This is a genomic window from Cohnella sp. CFH 77786, from assembly GCF_019400745.1.
Taxonomy (GTDB): domain Bacteria; phylum Bacillota; class Bacilli; order Paenibacillales; family Paenibacillaceae; genus Cohnella.
This window is the reverse complement of the sequence record NZ_WJIB01000002.1, coordinates 239,387-256,332: the sequence shown is the minus strand read 5'-3', so window position 1 is coordinate 256,332 and position 16,946 is coordinate 239,387. Positions and strand designations below refer to the sequence as shown.

12 protein-coding genes are annotated in these 16,946 nt (G+C 52.8%); all 12 read right to left on the bottom strand.

Features of this window, described 5'->3' with window-relative positions; genetic code table 11:
- Nucleotides 1–328: 328 nt before the first annotated feature.
- Nucleotides 329–1,612 carry an alpha-L-fucosidase gene (locus GE107_RS04015; protein ID WP_219638200.1) on the bottom strand — a complete coding sequence of 428 codons (1,284 nt, stop codon included), beginning with the start codon at nucleotides 1,610–1,612 and terminating at the stop codon, nucleotides 329–331.
- A 23-nt stretch (nucleotides 1,613–1,635) separates the two neighbouring features.
- On the bottom strand, nucleotides 1,636–2,586 hold the full coding sequence (locus GE107_RS04010; RefSeq protein ID WP_219638199.1) for a carbohydrate ABC transporter permease: 951 nt from the start codon (nucleotides 2,584–2,586) through the stop codon (nucleotides 1,636–1,638).
- Nucleotides 2,587–2,601: 15 nt separating this feature from the next.
- Nucleotides 2,602–3,519: a carbohydrate ABC transporter permease gene (locus GE107_RS04005; RefSeq protein ID WP_219638198.1), complete on the bottom strand. Its 918-nt coding sequence runs from the start codon at nucleotides 3,517–3,519 to the stop codon at nucleotides 2,602–2,604.
- Complete coding sequence (locus GE107_RS04000; protein ID WP_219638197.1) at nucleotides 3,516–6,068, bottom strand: DUF5696 domain-containing protein; 2,553 nt, start codon at nucleotides 6,066–6,068, stop codon at nucleotides 3,516–3,518. Before GE107_RS04000 ends, GE107_RS04005 begins: the two co-directional genes overlap by 4 nt.
- A 17-nt stretch (nucleotides 6,069–6,085) precedes the next feature.
- The gene (locus GE107_RS03995; protein WP_219638196.1) at nucleotides 6,086–6,709 is read right to left on the bottom strand and encodes a YIP1 family protein; all 624 of its coding nucleotides are present in this window, start codon (nucleotides 6,707–6,709) and stop codon (nucleotides 6,086–6,088) included.
- Nucleotides 6,690–8,126 carry a hypothetical protein gene (locus tag GE107_RS03990; RefSeq protein WP_370636256.1) on the bottom strand — a complete coding sequence of 479 codons (1,437 nt, stop codon included), beginning with the start codon at nucleotides 8,124–8,126 and terminating at the stop codon, nucleotides 6,690–6,692. Before GE107_RS03990 ends, GE107_RS03995 begins: the two co-directional genes overlap by 20 nt.
- 48 nt (nucleotides 8,127–8,174) lie before the next feature.
- Nucleotides 8,175–9,044, bottom strand: a complete 870-nt coding sequence (locus tag GE107_RS03985; RefSeq protein WP_219638194.1) for a carbohydrate ABC transporter permease — start codon at nucleotides 9,042–9,044, stop codon at nucleotides 8,175–8,177.
- Nucleotides 9,045–9,052: 8 nt separating this feature from the next.
- Nucleotides 9,053–10,009, bottom strand: a complete 957-nt coding sequence (locus GE107_RS03980) for a carbohydrate ABC transporter permease (RefSeq protein ID WP_219638193.1) — start codon at nucleotides 10,007–10,009, stop codon at nucleotides 9,053–9,055.
- On the bottom strand, nucleotides 9,975–12,938 hold the full coding sequence (locus GE107_RS03975; protein ID WP_219638192.1) for an extracellular solute-binding protein: 2,964 nt from the start codon (nucleotides 12,936–12,938) through the stop codon (nucleotides 9,975–9,977). The genes GE107_RS03980 and GE107_RS03975 overlap by 35 nt, the downstream gene beginning before the upstream one ends.
- 44 nt (nucleotides 12,939–12,982) lie before the next feature.
- Entirely contained in the window at nucleotides 12,983–14,374 is a 1,392-nt protein-coding gene (locus tag GE107_RS03970) for an ABC transporter substrate-binding protein (RefSeq protein WP_219638191.1), read from the bottom strand.
- Between the two features lie 406 nt (nucleotides 14,375–14,780).
- On the bottom strand, nucleotides 14,781–15,695 hold the full coding sequence (locus GE107_RS03965; RefSeq protein WP_219638190.1) for a family 43 glycosylhydrolase: 915 nt from the start codon (nucleotides 15,693–15,695) through the stop codon (nucleotides 14,781–14,783).
- A 44-nt stretch (nucleotides 15,696–15,739) separates the two neighbouring features.
- Nucleotides 15,740–16,795, bottom strand: a complete 1,056-nt coding sequence (locus GE107_RS03960) for a glycosyl hydrolase family 28 protein (RefSeq protein WP_370636234.1) — start codon at nucleotides 16,793–16,795, stop codon at nucleotides 15,740–15,742.
- Nucleotides 16,796–16,946: the final 151 nt, after the last annotated feature.

Sequence of the window (16,946 nt, the reverse complement as noted above, 5' to 3'; positions counted from 1 at the left end):
ATTGATTTTCGCCGTCCTGTTCTTAACCAAAAAAGAAATGTACACGATCTCGCTCTCCATGCTTTCTTTTGTGGGTGAACGAAGCAGTCTACTTGCTCATGCAGGAGAAAGTGGTAGGCGGGCTGAGCAGCGGTGCCGTGAAGGGATAACAACTGCTGGTCAATTGCCGAATCTGACTAAGAATTGACGAATGCGGAAGTTCATGAAGTTGAAAAGGGATTGTCCCCATGGAACTAACCTGGGACAATCCCTTCTTCCGTTAAAGCGAATTACGAATTCAAGTATCCCGCCATGACTGTCTAAGCACCGCCGCTGTAATCCCTGCGCTTCATTCTAGAATGTCCAGCCTAACCACAGTATCGAGCGGTTCCCATTTCTCCTTCGGAACGCGAATTTCAATCCCCTGCTCGTTCTGCTCGAAAGGAATCTCGCTTCCGTCCAGCAACCGGCAACGCGCGATTCGCTGTTCAAGCGGCAGCAGCCCGATGTTTTCGAATGCCTGCATGTCTTGCACATGGAGATAAAGTACATTTCCTCTTCGGGTCATTCCGCAGATATGATCGACCGGCTCAAGCGGCCCCGCAGTCGTCCCGTAGATGGCTTCGCCGTTCTTCCGCATAAACGCTCCGATTTGCTTAAGCCGTTCGACTTGGCTGGAGGGGATCTCCCCGTCCGGATTCGGAGCAACGTTCAGCAGCACATTGCCTCCGCGGACGAAACAGTCCATCATCAACTTGATGATTTCTTCCAGCGGCATCACAAGTTCTTGCGGGTCATAGGACCAATGGGTTCCGATGGAAAAACATTTCTCCCAATCGATCGGAAGGATATTCCCGGTGATGGCGTGCGTGCCTTCGTCGCATTGAAAATCGCCGATCCATCCGGACCGCGGATTGATTACGCATGCCGGCTGATGGCGCCGGACCATCCCGTTCAGCTTCACCGGATCCCAGAACCAAGCCGCATCCGCATCCGTTCCGCTATGTGCCAGCCAGCCTCCGTCATACCACAGAATATCGATCTGCCCGTACCGGGTGGTCAGCTCCTCGATCTGAGCGTAGCACTGCTTCTTCATCAGCTCCGCATTGTCGGCAAGCTCCAGCGGCTTGAAGTAACCCGGAAACCGCCAATCCATAGGCGAATAATACAAGCCGACGCCAAGTCCGGCGTTCCGGAAGGCGTCCGTGTATTCTTTCACGAAATCGCGTTTGGCCGCGGCGTGCATGCTGTCGAATCGTCCGTAGCTGCCCGGACTGTCCCACATCGCGAATCCATCGTGATGGCGGGTGACCATGACGGAATAACGCATGCCTGCTTCCCGGGCAAGCTGTGCCATTCGTTCCGGGTTCCAATGCAGCGGGTTGAACCTTTCAGCCAGCTTCGCGTATTCATCCGCGGGAATCTTCTCATTAAACATGGCCCATTCGCCGCGTCCCACAATCGAATAAAGCCCCCAGTGGAAGAACAATCCGAGCTTCGCATCCCGCCACCACTGCATGTCTTCGTCGCTCAGCTTTAACTCGGGCGCTTCAACGCCATCGAGGCTTTTGAGCTGAATGCTGCTCTTCAACATGGACGCAAGCTCCGCGCCGCTTAGTTCTTTCTTAACCATCCCCGTTCTTCCTCTCGCAATGTTTAGCCAACGACTCCCGTGCGTTCGATGCTTTCCACGAAGTATCGCTGCACGAAGAAGTACATAAGAACAAGAGGCAAGATCGCCAGAAGAATGCCGGTATCCTGCACCATGCTCAGATAGAAAGGATCCGTTTGCATGGCTAAGCCGCCGCCTTCGGCAAGTTTACCTATATTGAACGGCAGCGAAGACAATTGCGTCGCCATGACCTTGCTGGCTGTCAAATAGGTGGTCGTAAAGAAACTGTCGTTCCACTGCCATACGAACGAGAAGAGCAGAACGGTGACAATGGCCGGAATGGCGTTCGGCAGCATGATCCGGGTGAACGTCTTCCCTACTCCGGCGCCGTCGATGTAGGCCGCTTCCTCAACTTCCTTCGGAATGTTCCGGAAAAATTGCCGGAAAATATAAATGTAGAGGCCAGCTTTCAGGGAATTCGCCGTCGCCGAAGTTAAGATAAACGGCCAGTACGAGTTCAGCAGACTCACCGGTTTCCCGGTGAACAGCGGAATGATTCCCAGCAAGGTGAAGTTCTTCAGGTTCATGTAAATCGGGATCAGAATCGTCGTGGGCGGAACCAGAATCGTGAGCACGACGCCTGCGAAGAGCAGCTTGCTTCCTTTAAACTTCAACCGGGCGAACGCATATCCGGCCAACCCGCACGAAACGGCGGTCAGAATCGTCGTCATTCCGGACAGCATAACCGTGTTCGCGAGCGTATGCCAATAGTCCATAATCGAGATGGCTTTCTTGAAATTATCAAACGTAAAATGCTGGGGGATCCACACCACGATCGGGGAATAGAGATCCTGTTTGTCCTTGATCGCCGTCGATATTTTCTGAATGATCGGGTAGAGAATGACGAACGACATGCCGAAGATGAGTCCGAACCGAACGAGCGACCAGAGCCACCGTTTCCAGATTTCCAACGATAACAATCGAGCCAATATCAAATCTCTCACTCCCCCTTAGTCTTGGTAGAACACTTTCCTGGATACCAGATAAGACGTGATCCCCAAGATGATCATGATCGCCAGGAAATAGATCCAAGCCATCGCCGAGGCTAATCCGAAGTTGAAATTGGCAAAGCCTGTCGTCTTGATCAAATCCGTCATGGCATTCCGGGAGAACGAGTCAATAATGGTGAAGATCACATTGACGAGGATAAGCGGACTGACCATCGGAAATGTGATTTTCCAGAACGCTTCGTAGCCGGTGGCGCCTTCCACCTTGGACGCTTCGTAGAGCTGCGGCGAGATCGTCTGAATGCCGGCCAGGAAGATCAGAATTTGCACGCCGGATTGACTGACGATCTGGTTGATTCTATCGACGGCATCCGTCAAATAAAGGACGATCGACTCGTTGACGCCTGCGCGCAGCATAATCCGTTCCAGCGGGGAGTCGCCCAGCACCTGGACAAAATTGCCCGCGACCGCGTTCTGTTCGGTTAGTGCCTGGACGAGACTCCCGGTCTCCAGATTCGCGATAACGCCGGAGGCCAAAATGACCGGGAGGAAGAAGACGGATCGGGCCAGCGCTCTTCCGAAAAATTTCTGATTCAACAAGACGGCGATGAACAAACTGAAAATGACGATTAACGGCACGCTGACGACCATATTCACAATCGATTCCGTTAACGCGCGGTTAAAGCTGGTGTTCACCGTTAAAGCTTCCACATAGTTCGAGAAGCCGATGAATTGGATGATCATGCCATCCGCATTGGCCTTGATGGAGCTGAGGCTGTATCGGAAGGAAGACACGAAAGGAAGGAGGAAGAATAAGAGAAAACCGATCAGCCAGGGGAGAACGTAAATAACCCCCCAGAATGCTTTCTGACCCTCGTGCGTCCACTGCTTCTTGCCGAATGCCGCGAAGAAGGATTTCAAGACCGTTCACCGCCCGTCATATAGCTCTCGCCTGCCAACGTCCTGCCTTCTACCGTCACCGGCGATAGGTTGTAATTCACAACGACATAACCGCCGCTTTCATAGACGGTCTTATAGACGCCTTCCTCCAGCTTCTCATGCGCGACGATCCGCTCATTCCGGAAGTTCTTCAATGTCTCGTTCACTTCCCGGTAGATTTCCGCAGCCTGGTCGATCCATTGTCCGTAATGGACGGCAAATAGTTCGCTGTGCTCCGTATCCTGGATCTTGTAATTCGGCTCGTAGATCCATTCGAAATAGACACCCGCTCCGTATTCCAGGCATTTCAACATATATTGCTTATAATCCGTGTAAGCGGACAAATTATACGGTTCTCCCGTATAGTCGATATATCCGCGAACGACCATCGGATAGAAAGGAACTTCTTCGTCCTCCAGCTTGAATCCGCTGCTGGCGAGCGGCGCATTCGTAATGTCCGTCAAATAAGGAAGCGCATAGGCGTTTCCGCCGTCGGCCATCATCTTCAAGTTCTCGCCGCGAATCCGGTTCAGCGCTTGAACGGAGATCTCTTCCGACTCGGCCCGGTCGATCAGACCGCCAATGCGATAATCGCTGTTCAGTTGATCGGCCAGGTCTCGCAGCGAAATACCGCCGGTCTTGTAGCCTTTCAGATCCTCCAGCATACCGTCCGCATATTTTCCGACAAGGCGCGGCGATACGACATAGGATGGAGACCGGCTCCTGTCGCGTCCCTGGGTGGCCAGATCAAGCGGATAAATCTTGGCGGGAATGCCGCTTAGCGTGACGGCCGCTTCCTCGTTCTCGTTGAAACCCTTGCCCGAATGAGCCATGACCATGGCAACGTCGGGATAGAATGCGACTCCCTTCTCCTGAGCATACGCCGCAAACTTGCGCAACCCCTTGCTTCCGCCAACCGCCCGGTCGACCGCAACGTTGTCCGGTACCTGGTGATCCAGTCCGCCGTTGAACCAGCCGGAATATTTGACCCGAATCGGGCCGACCCCGCGCTCTTGCATCTGTTCGACGATGCTTTGCGCCTGTTGGAACGTTGTAAGCGGTTCGAACGCTTGATACGGAATGCCGACAAAATGCTTCCGTTTGGAAATGCTCCCTACCAATTGCAAATAGAAGGGGGTATCTTCCGAATGGCCGCCCGTCTTCCGCTCGGGAAGTCCTTTATGTTGCTCCAAATATTGCTGGTAGTACCGGGCCATCCCTTGCCAGGAAGCGTCTTTCCCGCTCAGGAAAGCGTAACGGATCGTGAAGTCCGTCTTCACCGGGCTTTCCTGAAACTTCGGCAGCGTGCGCTCCTTCCCTTTCGCATTCAACGTCACCTGGCCTTTGTTCACCACGTTGAAGCTCGGATAGACGTAGTTATAGCTATTTAACCTGCCGCTGACATCCGCATTAAGGGTGGCGACAGGCGCACCATCTTCAATGATGCCGAGAAATGCGTCGCTATCCTTGATCATCCCGAATACCGGCAGTCTGACCGTTTGCTCTCTTCCGGCCGTTTCGGTTCGCTCCATCGTCAGATCCGATCCGTATACGGACTGCTGGTAGGCAGGATATCGGATTTTGCCGTTGTTAAAGTGGATGAGCGCGCCGGAGCCGTCCGGAACGAATATCGTTCCCTCCTCGTTCGCCCCTCCCGCGCCGAAGAAGCTCAGCACGGAAATGCGGTTCACGGGAAAGTTGGCAGGATAACGGATGCCGGATGCCGGAACGCGAACGACCAGACTGTCGGCATCCAGGACGTATTCGACCGTTACCTTAAAGATTCGCCCCTCCGGCTTTTCCTGTGTAAAGTTCAGTTCCTCCATATCCTTCTTTAAGTCTTCTTCCGTATACCCCGCGTCCTCGAAAGCTTTCAACGTCCGCTTCAACTGCGAAGCACTTTTGACTGCATCGTCGTTTCTCACATAGACCGATTTGGCCTCGTCCTTCCGGTAGGCGGTCATCAGCGCGCGCCGCCCCGCTTTGTCCACCTTGCCCGACAAGCTCTCGAATCGTTCGAAGCTTAACATCAGGGGCAGATCTTCCGCCGTTTTCGCGGCCGTGCCGAATGTATAGACCACTCTGAGGCCGCCCTGAATGGCTTCAGCCTGAATTTGTTTGTGAGCGAAGCTGTCCGCGTAGGAGTTGACCGAGCCGATTTGGCCAAAGCTGTTATAGAAATCGAGCTTCAGCTGCGAGGACAACAGCTCTTTGTTCACGCCTGCGGCAAGAGAGTCCGAGTCGCGTTCGGGCGGGTTGCTGTGCCAGATTTCGCCGCTTTGCTTATTGCGCACGGCAATGGCCCCTGTTTGATCGTCTGCGAACAATTGCAGCCGGTCGTTCTCTACGATCCCCTTCATGCCGTCGACACGGGAGTCTGTGAAGGAAGCACGGAGCGGTTTTCCTTGCGCGACGGCCGATACCGCTTCGCGGTTCTCTTCCGAGCGTTGGGGCGAGCTTGCGCCGGAACAGCCCGCAACAAGCGCGGGAAGCAAACACGCGGCCAGCAAGGCGCAAGTGATCTTGCGCATAGGTAATCTCCTCCCTCTTATCTTAGAACAATCTCTTGATACAGGATGGAAAAGAAGGAAACGACCTGTTGGATCAGGCTAAAAAACAACATGCAAAGAAAAGCCATAAAGCCCATCGCCGCAACGGACAGCAGCATCGTGCCGATCGTCTTGGAAGGTGTAAATTGATGCACCGTCATATTCCCGACGAACAACAGATACAGAGACCAGCAAACGGCGATGTTGCCCGAAAAGGAGTAAAAGGCCGTTTCCTGCAAAGAAATGACGTTGCTCAGCCAGATCCACGGGAAGTTGATGAGAATCATTGGAATGAGCGCAAAGCAGGTTGAAGTAAAGATCTCGACAAACTTCCCTTCGCCGTCCATTAACGTCGTAAGCGACCAGTTCGCTACGCACCAGAACAAGACGGGGACGACCACATACAACACTTCCATCAGGCTGTTCATCTCGGCCGGATTATACAGACGGACCAGAAAACCGCTGTACTGGCTGCTCATCACATTGGTGATGACCAGCAAGAACAGGATCAGCATGGAAAGGATCAGATTCGCCTTCTTGCTGCGTTCGTATTTGAGGTCCCAGAAGCCGTTAAAGGGATGAACGATGAGATATAAAGGGAATTTAAACAGCCCTTTGCTCATTGGCGGCAACCTTCTTTCCCCTGTTTATTATCCGGAACTTTCTGGCAAGCAGGAAGCCGATCGCCAGGACGGCGGCGACGGTCATGATGACCGGAAACCGCTCCCGCAGCACTTCCTTGCGGTAGAGAAGGAACGCCTTCGAGTAGTTCTTTTGATCCTTGCCGCGTTTGAAATACTTCATGGCTTCGGCATAATCCCCTTGACGAAGCAGCGCTTTGCCGATCCCGACATAGGCGAATTCCAGATTCGCGTTCATGTTGATCGTCTTCTGATACATCTCGTATGCCTTGTCTTCATCCCCGCGATAGTAGCTTCGAACGGCCTCGTTAAGCGTCCTGCCGTATTCCGTCGTCCGGAATACCGTGATCTCCCCAAGCGCCTTGTCCAGTACGAGAAAATCTTCCCCGACCCGCTCGATGGCTGTCGGCGTGTTGAATTCTCCCAACTGATTGCCCAGGCCGCCGAACTCGTACATGAAATGCCCGTCTCCGTTGTAAGTGAAGATACGGCCTTTGTTGGAATCGAGAACGGAATACATATCGCTGTCTCCGACATCGATATCGATTAGTCTGGAAGGACCAACAGCGGGGGAGAAACGAATGTCCCCTCTCGGGCTGAAGTACCCTTCCCTTCGCAAGATATCGTTGCCCTGTGCGTTCAGTTTCTTGATGGTGTCGCCAAATCGATCGCCATTCGTCGCATAGATGAAGCCTTCATCGTCGATATCCAGATTTGTGAATTCCGTCGGGGTAAACATAATCATCTGGCTCCGCTGCTTTCGGGTGGACAGCATCTTCCAGAAATAGTCGGCCGGATCGACCTGGACCTTGTTCGCGCCCATGAAGGACGTGAACTCTCCGTCGGCATTGAATTCCATAAAGCCGTCGAAGACGCCTGATGACATGACATAAATCCGTTGCGCGCGATCGGCCGCTACCCGAACGGGTTGAAATGCGAAGTTGGCGTTAAGCATTTCCGATTTGGGCGCTTCAACGATCTTCACAAGCTTGCCTTCCGCATCCAGATGCACGACTCGTTGATGTCCCGTATCCGCAACGATGATATCGTTCCGTTCGGTGACGAAGATTCCCTGAGGGTTCGCGAACGTATCCGCCTGCCCGTCCCGGACGAAGGAGTCGATCATTCGCACCGGCTTGAATTGCGAATCCAGTACGACGATCCGGTTGTTGCCGGAGTCCAGCACGTAAATCAGCCCGTCTGCCGAGACGTACAAATCGTCAGGTTCTTTGAACGCCCCGATGCCCAGACCCTCGCCGCTCAATAAAGCGGTTGCCTTGTAGGCGGCTGGCGCGACGACCGTGTCTCCCCAGAAGGAATAATGATAGGAACCCGGTTCCGCCCGGGCGATCTCCCCTCCGCCGATCAACCCGGCCAGACAGCCCAAGGCGGCAAGCAGACATAGAGTCGCTCTTCGTACGATTTTCAATTTCGAGCACGCCCCCTTCTAGTCTTTCATCCCGGAAGTCGCCATCGTCTGCATGACGCTGCTCTGGGAAATGATAAAGAGCGTGATCGGAACGATCATCAAGAGCAGCGCGATCGCCGCTCCGACGCCTGCCCGGGCAATTCCGCCCGCCGTAATCTGGCCCAAGGCATAGTGAAGCGTCTTCAAGTTCTCGCTGTAGATAAAGTTTCCTCCATCCGAACCCCACAGCATCGGGAACTGCAAAATCATGAGCGTCAACCACGCCGGCTTCACATTCGGCATGACGATGCTCCAATAAATCCGGTATTCGTTCGCTCCGTCGATCTTGGCCGCTTCCAATAATGCGTCCGGTATTTGTTCCATAAATTGCTTCATCAGGAACAGACCCAATGGGAACGCCAGGGAAGGCACGATAATCGACGCATGCGTGTTGATCCATCCGATCCAGGACATCACCATGTAGTTCGGGATGGCGGTAACATGTCCCGAGAACATCAGGGAGAGCACGACAATGGCGAAGAGCGATCTGGAGCCGCGGAACCGGTATTTCGCGAGCGGATAAGCCGCCGCGGAAGCAAGCAGAATGTGGCCGGCGGTTCCGACAATCGTAATGAGCAGCGTGTTGGCGATATATCGGGAGAGCGGCACCCACGAGTTGCCCATCAAGGCCACCAGATCGAAGAAGTTATCCATAGTCGGATTGTTTACGAAAAGCCGCGGCGGGAAAATGAACAATTCGTCCAACGGCTTAAAGGCGTTGTTCACGGTAAAGATTAACGGCAAGGCCATAAAACAGCCGAACAGGCCCAGCAGCACGAACAACAAGAAGCTGACGGCAAAGGAGCGATTGAGCCTTCTGGGCGTTCGAATGACCGAGAGCATCCGCATGTCCAATGTCACTCCCCTACCTTTCTCAACATGGATTGCGTGAGCTTGTTCGTTCCGAGCATCAAGACGAACAGAAACGTCGCGATAGCGGAGGCGTAGCCCATCTCGAATCGGATCGTTCCGTAATCCATCAGGTGGGTCACGACCGTATGCGCCGCGTAGTTGACGCTTGGAAAGCCCGCAAGGTTGATCGAAACTTCAGCAACCGCGAACGACGCCGTAATCTGCATGACGGCCCCGAACATCAGCTGCGGCCGCATGGACGGCAGCGTAATAAACCAAAGCTCCTGCCAACGGTTGCGAATGCCGTCAACGGTTGCGGCTTCCACCAGCGTCTTGTCGATCGTCTGAAGGCCGGCGATAAAGGCCAGAAAGCTGGTGCCGAGGCTTAACCACAGCTGGACGATGATGACGATGGTCATAATGTATTTCTCGTTCGTCAGCCATTGGATCGGTTCCAGAATAAACCCGAGCTTCATCAGGATGCCGTTCAAATAACCGTAGCTGTCTCCGGAAAACAGAATCAGCCAGACGAAATACACGTTGCCGGAAATCGACGGCGCATAAAAAACGAGGGTCATGATCGCTCGTACTTTGGGCGACAGCTCGTTAATAATCCAGGCAAACAGGAAACAGGCGATGTAGCTGATCGGCCCGGTGATGAGCGCAAACAGCAAGGTGTTTTTCAATGCGATCATAAACACGTCGTCGCTCAGAAACAGCCGCGAGTAATTCTGCCACCCGATAAACCGCGGAGCCTCCAGCATATTGAAATAAAAGAAACTGAGCACTAAAGAACAGACAACCGGAATGACCGTAAACAAGAAGAAAATGATCATGAACGGGCTTAACAGCACGTAATAATGCTTATCTCTTTTGAACTCCTTCAGGGCAACGGACCATCGCGATTCCTTCTTCGCTTGTAACGGGTTAAGGTTGGTCTGAAGCTTCGCTTCCGTTTGCATCGGCCCTCACCCCCAGGTTGAATTCCTTGCGCTTGATCTTGATTTCGTCGTTGATGTACAGGATATAGTCCGACAGAGCTTCACGCGGGTTCTCGCCGTTATTGACGACTTTGCGGAACGCATTATCCAGATGCCGGCCGGTAAAGTATCCGCCCGGAACTTGCGGAATCCCTTTGACCCACTTCCATTGATGGTTCAGGTTGTTATAATCCCGGATCGGCCACGGCAGTTGCTCGAGCGCTTCGATGTTGGCGGTCGGATAACGCGCCGCTTCGCCCATAAGGCCTTCCATCTCCCGTCCGAACGCGACCTGGGTTTCCTTGTCGGTCCACCATTTCATAAACTCCCATGCCGACTCCTTGTCGTCCGCGTTCTGAAGCATCATCACACCGGTCGTATGGCTGGGGACCGTGTGATTAACCGCTCCGTCCGGCGTCACCGTGCCGGGCACGACGGTAAAGTCCCATAGCCCTTTGATTTCCGGAGCGAGCACCGACAAGGTGTTGTAGGTCGTATAATCCGCAATGCCGAGCGGCATCTCGCCCGTGCGGAACCGGTTAGGGAAATCCGCGGTCAGCGGAAATTTGTAGTTGGTGTAAAATTGGGTCCACGTTTTGAATGCATTCATGGATACTTCGGAATCTAGAGCGCTCCTGCTGTCGCCGTCCCGATAAAACTCGCCGCCGTTCTGGAAGAGCAGCATGGCAAACGTTGAATTCGGAAGCATGTCGATCGGCAAATAAAACGCCATGTTGCGTTTTTGCAGAACGGATATCAGGTTATTGACGTCCTGCCACGTTTCGGGGGGCGTCAATTTAAGTTCCTTCAATATATCCTTGCGATAGAACAGCATCGGGAAGGTCTGCTGCTCAGGAAGGGCATACAACCCCCCGTTATACTCGTAAGGCTTCAAAGCGCTCTCGCGAAATCGGGAAACGACCTCCTTGTAATCGGGAAAAATCGACAAATCAGCCGCAGCTTTGCGCATGGCATAGTTGACGGGCGTTTCTTCGCCGATTTGCATCGCGACGTCCGGCCCCTCGTTGGCAAGCGTAGCCGGCAGCAGAATGTTGGCCGGAACGAGCCGAAGCTTAACGGAAATATTCGTATCGGGCGTGAACGTCTCGTCAATCAGGCTCTTTAATACCTGCGCCTGATCTCGTCCCGTCGTGATCCAGACCGTGATCGAGCGTTGCTTGCTGGCGGTATTGCCGATGCTGTCATAATCTTCGGTGTAGGATGAGACAAGACTGCCCAGCTCGTGTTTCAGCTTCTGTCCGAACGTGGCCTTCGCCTGAGGAAGCTTCTTATCGGGCGAAGAGATAACCAGATAGTCCAGCGTAAGCGGCTGTTCCCGAACCGTGAGCATCCAGGTGCCAAGGCCGCCGATATTGACTTTGAACGAATTCAATCGTCCTGCAACCGTTTCCGGCTCTGCCGCCATTTCCCGGAGCTGGCGAACCATCGTATGAAGTACGGCAACCTTATCGCTACGCTCCCCTGTCGATTGTTCCAGATAATCGGCAACGCGTTGAATCGTATCCGCCTGTTGAAGGAAGACCTCGATCATGTCGGGGATTCGCTTCTCCAATTGATAATCGCGATAAGTATCGGGCGTATTCGAGGTGATGACCAGAATCTTGCGATACATTTCATTCAGCTGCAGCACGCTGGACTCGATCGTTCGAAGCAGCGGAGCGATCTCTCCCAGCGCAACCTCCATGCGAATCCGATGCTTGCCCTTGGCCAGATAGAACAAGTAAGGCTGCTCGTCTCCGAGCACATCCGTCTGCCAGTCCATATTGAAATCAAACCTCAGCCGCTTCAGTTCCTCGAACGGATATTGTCCGTCAATCGTCAGGCTCCGCGTGGCGTATATGCCGCGAAGCTGATCCTGCTTCCGCTTCAAGGCAATTTGATACAACCCGTCCTCTTGCACATCGAATTCCCATTCGATCCATTGTCCGGGCAGCTTCCAGTTCAAACCGCCGATCGTATTGATCCTCAGCTTGGACACATCGTACGGCATCACCGATGGGCTTGAGCGATCGGACAGCGGATATAAGGTCGGCGAAGACTTCAGCTTCGCCTCCTCCGCCTGGATGAGTATGTATTGATCTTTCGCCGGTTTTAAACCTTTCGCTTCATACTCGTTACTGACCTCTGCGTAACTCTTCGGCGCTTGCTCCTGATACAGCTCGATATAATCGATGACCATCGGTTCTCTTAAAGAGGTCAGCGTCAGGCGATTGCTGCCGCGACCAAAGTAGAATGAATAAGGTTCGTCATAATAGCCTTCGCTGTCCTGAAACGAGGCGATCTGCCATGCCGCCTTCTCGACCTGCCTCGGTCTCAGATCGTTCCCCCGGTCGTCTCTATGGATTTGTTCGTCCCGATTGCCCCACACCCGGTCGAACGAGACGATTGCGGCGCCCTTGAACGGCACTTCTCCGTTAATGGCGAACTGTCTTTCAATGGCGGAGCTCTTTCCTTCCATGGGGAAATAATGAATCCGGACATTGTACAGTCCCGGACGATTCACTTGAACGTCCCAACCGATCGTTCCCGTCTCCGGCGTGATCACGGCTTTGCCGCTTTCCCCTTCATACCGGTCGACGACTTGAAATCCGTCCCCGTCATGGTCCGCGAAGCTCTCCCCCTCGATCCGAATGACCTGGTCGGGCCGCTCCTCGGACGAATAACGCTTCAGGTAATGGTCATAGCTGTCGCGATCGTCCGCGCCCGTCATCGCTTCAAAATCGGACATCGCCTGAACGCGCCCCCCTGGAGAGGATGTGGAAGGATAGAAAGCCCAAACCGACAACAATACAGGAACAACCAGCAGGAGCGCAATGTAGCTCTTTCTTTTGAGATGCAACGTTTCTCTCCTCCCGAAGCCAAAGGTCGATGACTCAGAAACAGTCCCCATTCACAGTTTGAACTGGACGGGGACTGTTCGGCCTTGCTGGATTGTTACTTCTTATACACTTCGTCTATGGCCGATTGGGTCACGGCCTTGTACTTCTCGACGACGGTAGATACCGATTCGCCGTTAAGAATATCCCCCAAAATCTGGAAATACGGGTTTTTCGGGAAAGTACCGTATTTGAGAAGCACGTACCCTTTGGAGGTCAACAGGGCATTGTTGATGTCCGCCTCGTTGGTGAAGTTCTGCTCCAGTCCTGCTTGTTCCGGATAGTCGTATACGGAGTCGATATCATGAATTTTCTCCCAAATGTAGATCAGTCTCTCCGGATGCTCGACCGCCTTCGGAATGGTCAACATCTCATATTCGGTTGTCCCATAATGATATTCCGATGCGCTCGGCCCTTTAGGGTACGGAAGAAATCCGATGTCGGAATTCTCCATATCCTTCTTGATATTGCCAATATCCCAGTTGGGGCCAGGATACAACAGGACGTTGCCTTGCCGGAAGAATCGGCCTGGCTCATCCCATGCCCCGGTTTCCTGCGGCCGGGCAACTTTCTCGGTAAGAATTCGGGATACCAGGTTCAGCGCCTCAACGGTCTTCGGATCATCCAGACTTTGCTTATCGCCGTTGACCAGGTCCGCTTCGTTGGAAATAAGCGCCTCCGTAAAGAAATTGAAGTTGGTCAGTCCCCATGTATCCAACTTGCCGTCGTTATTCGTATCTCTGGTCGCCTCTTTGGCCACTTGCATGAACGTATCCCAATTCCACTGGTCATTATCTACATACTCTTGCAACGGCTTCATGCCGAGTTTGTCCATCAAGGTACGATTATAGTAAATTCCTCCCCACGGGTTCGACAAGTCCGCCTGGAAACCGTAGCTTTTGCCGTTATACTGCGACATCTCATTCCGGATCTTCTGATTGAATACTTTACCGTTCGTCGTATATTCATCTACCGGCCACAACAGCCCCTGCTTCGTTAGCGTCGGAATCGTATACGAGATCCCCAGGGCGACGATATCGCCGATCGGCTCGCCGGACAACAGAGATGCCGTAACCTTGCTTTGATATTCGCCCCAATCGACGGAAACGTATTCCATTTTAAAGTTATGTTTTTTCTCCAAGGCTTCTAGGTTCTTCTTACGCTGTATATTGTCGGGATTATCCTCTTTGATGGACTTGTCATACCATGCGACGACCTTGATCGTTTTCCCGCCCATATCGAAATCCATCTCTGGCGTGCCATTGGAATCTACCGCATCTTCTTCAGCGACATTGGTCTCCTCGGAAGCGTTCGTCGCCGCCGGATCGCTTGAAGCTGCTTGAGAAGGTGTATTGGTGCTTCCTGCGCTGTTGCTTCCGCTGCCGCAAGCCGCCAAAGAAAAGATCAACATCAAACCAACAAGCAACACAACCCATTTTTTGCTAATCATTTTCATCCCCCTGGAATTGAAATGTAATCGCTGTCACTTGCTTGCAAGGTTAAAGCTTGACCGATATCTCGGACAATTCCGAATCACTCCCCCGATCTTATAGTTGTTGACTGAGTGCCGCTTCATCGAACAATCGATGGAAGCGGTATCATAGCTATTCTATCTTCGAGAAGATTCTGGAAACACACCCTAATTCCAACCAATAATCATATAGAAAATAACTATTTTTCTGAAAAAAAAGAAAAGCGCTACACCACCCGCAAAGGCGGCGAAAGCGCTCAATCGTCCAGGAAGGTTCTTCGAAGGGGTCAAACGATTCATGTCGAAGCTCCGGTAAGCACGATTCCGGTATTTTTACGGGACGGAAAACAAGCGTATCTCAACGGAAAAATATAAGGTACGCCCGTTAATCTTCCGCTCCAAGATTTAACTCAAACTCCTCGTCGCGGTCACAGATCAGCACACCGTCCTTAACCTCCAGCTTGGCAACCTGAATGGACGAGCGGCGCATTTCATAGCCCGTATCTTCGTTATGCCCATTCACACGGCCGGGATGAGTGAAATAAAAGATATACCCCTCATCTCCTTGTACGACCACATCTGCATGAAGGCCGATCGTCCCGTCATCCTCACGTTTGCCGGGTTGGTCGAGAATGATGCCGTTTCGTTCCCATGTCATCAGATCGTCGGAGCGGAAAACACCTTGTCCTCTCCATTCGTCTACGATAAGCCAATAATATCCTTTGAACTGAAACACATTCGGTCCTTCGTGGCCTCTTTCGGTGATCACCGGACCCATCGGCTGCCAATGATACAGATCCTTGCTTTCGGCAGCGTAGGTATGATTCCGTTGCTTAAACCACATGCGAAACGTGCCGTTCGGCAGCCGGTACACACAGGCATCGATCACGTTCTCGTCACTAATGCCAAGCGTGGACTGGAACTCCCAGCGAATAAGATCGGGGCTTGTATAATGCCTGATTCGAGCCTTGCCCGTCCAATCATCCGGTACGCCGTGGACGTAAGTGACATACATATGGTACAGCCCGTCATGCCAAATGATTTCAGGCGCCCAGAACGTATTTCTGCCCCATTCCGTTTCGAGATCTTGCAGGATTCCCCGGTATAACCAGGTTGATCCGCCATCCGATGAAGAAGCGACACCGAGATCGGTGCCATGCACCCATCCGAATTTCGGACCTTCCTGCGTTGCGCGGCGGTTCGTATAAACCATCCACCATTCCTTGGCCTGACGATTCCAAATGACGACAGGATCTGCCGCTCCGTCATAGATGGGATCCCTGAACAATGGCGATTTCATTTCTTCTTCACTCCCCTCATAATACCCGACCGTTCCGGACCGATTCAGGATTCTTCTATACGAAACTGAATGCCATAGGTATGTTCGTTGATGTCGAAATTCCCCTGTTCCGCACTTCGAATCAACTCGCCGTTAATCCGCAGATTTGTAAAGGTCACACCGCCCACGGTCCTTTCAGGGTTAAACCCGTATATGCGGTTTTTGTTTTCATTTCTTCCGTTATAGGTCACATTGCGAAATTCGATGTTCTCAATTTTCTTGCCGGCTGCGGGATTATATTTCTCATTAAATACCACGCGCAGGTCCACAAGCTGCCCAAGCTCAAAATCCTCCACGCGGATATCCTCGTAGCAGACATTCCGTACCGTGTTATTATCCCCGACGTTAATGTTCATGGCCCCCCAATATCCAGGCTGGGGTTCATGGTGCTCCAAAATATCGATATTGCTGAACTTGATGTCTTCGATCAGATCGCCGCCCCGACGGTAGTCTCCATGCCCGCCGATGTTCATCGCATGAGCTACGTCGGCCCAAAGGACGGAGTTTTTGACCGTTATGCAGCGCGAATCTCCTTTATAATCCCAGCGGCTTCCGTATATGGCGATGCAATCGTCGGATGTGCGCAGGAACACATCGTCAATCTCCACATGCGAGCTGGACATCATGTCGATCCCATCGGACCATCCTCGCGTGCTGAATGACTTGAAGTTGCGGATCCGAATATGCTCGGACTTGCCGATGTAAATGCTGTAGTGAGGCGGATCGAGCAGCACGATACCCTCCACGGAAATATGATGCGAGAACATGATCCTAACGCCACGGAAAGCGGAGAACCGGTGGAAATCGGATAAATAGAGCACCCCTCTGCCGCGAATGGTGACATCTTGTACATGATCGCAAACAAGGGAACCGACAACAATAGCGCCGCCGGCGATATAGACGGTTTTCCCGGACGGGATACGGAAGATCGTCTCCTCCAGATAATGCATCCCTGGCCCGAAATAGATCACTTCAGGTTCCGCCCCTCCAGGCTGCAGCGGACTGTTCGCCAAACGGTCGATATCCTCCTTCCGATGAATGGCAGGCTTCAGGAACAGCACGTTCGGTGCGTCCGGTTGCGGGGGATTCTCCTCCGGAGCATTCGCGAAAAGATGAAGATTGCCAAACCGGTCCCCGTTCACTTCAATCGACAGCTTGCATGGTTCTTCCAAGCGGAAGGTCATGACCGCATCTTCCACTTCGAACGGAATC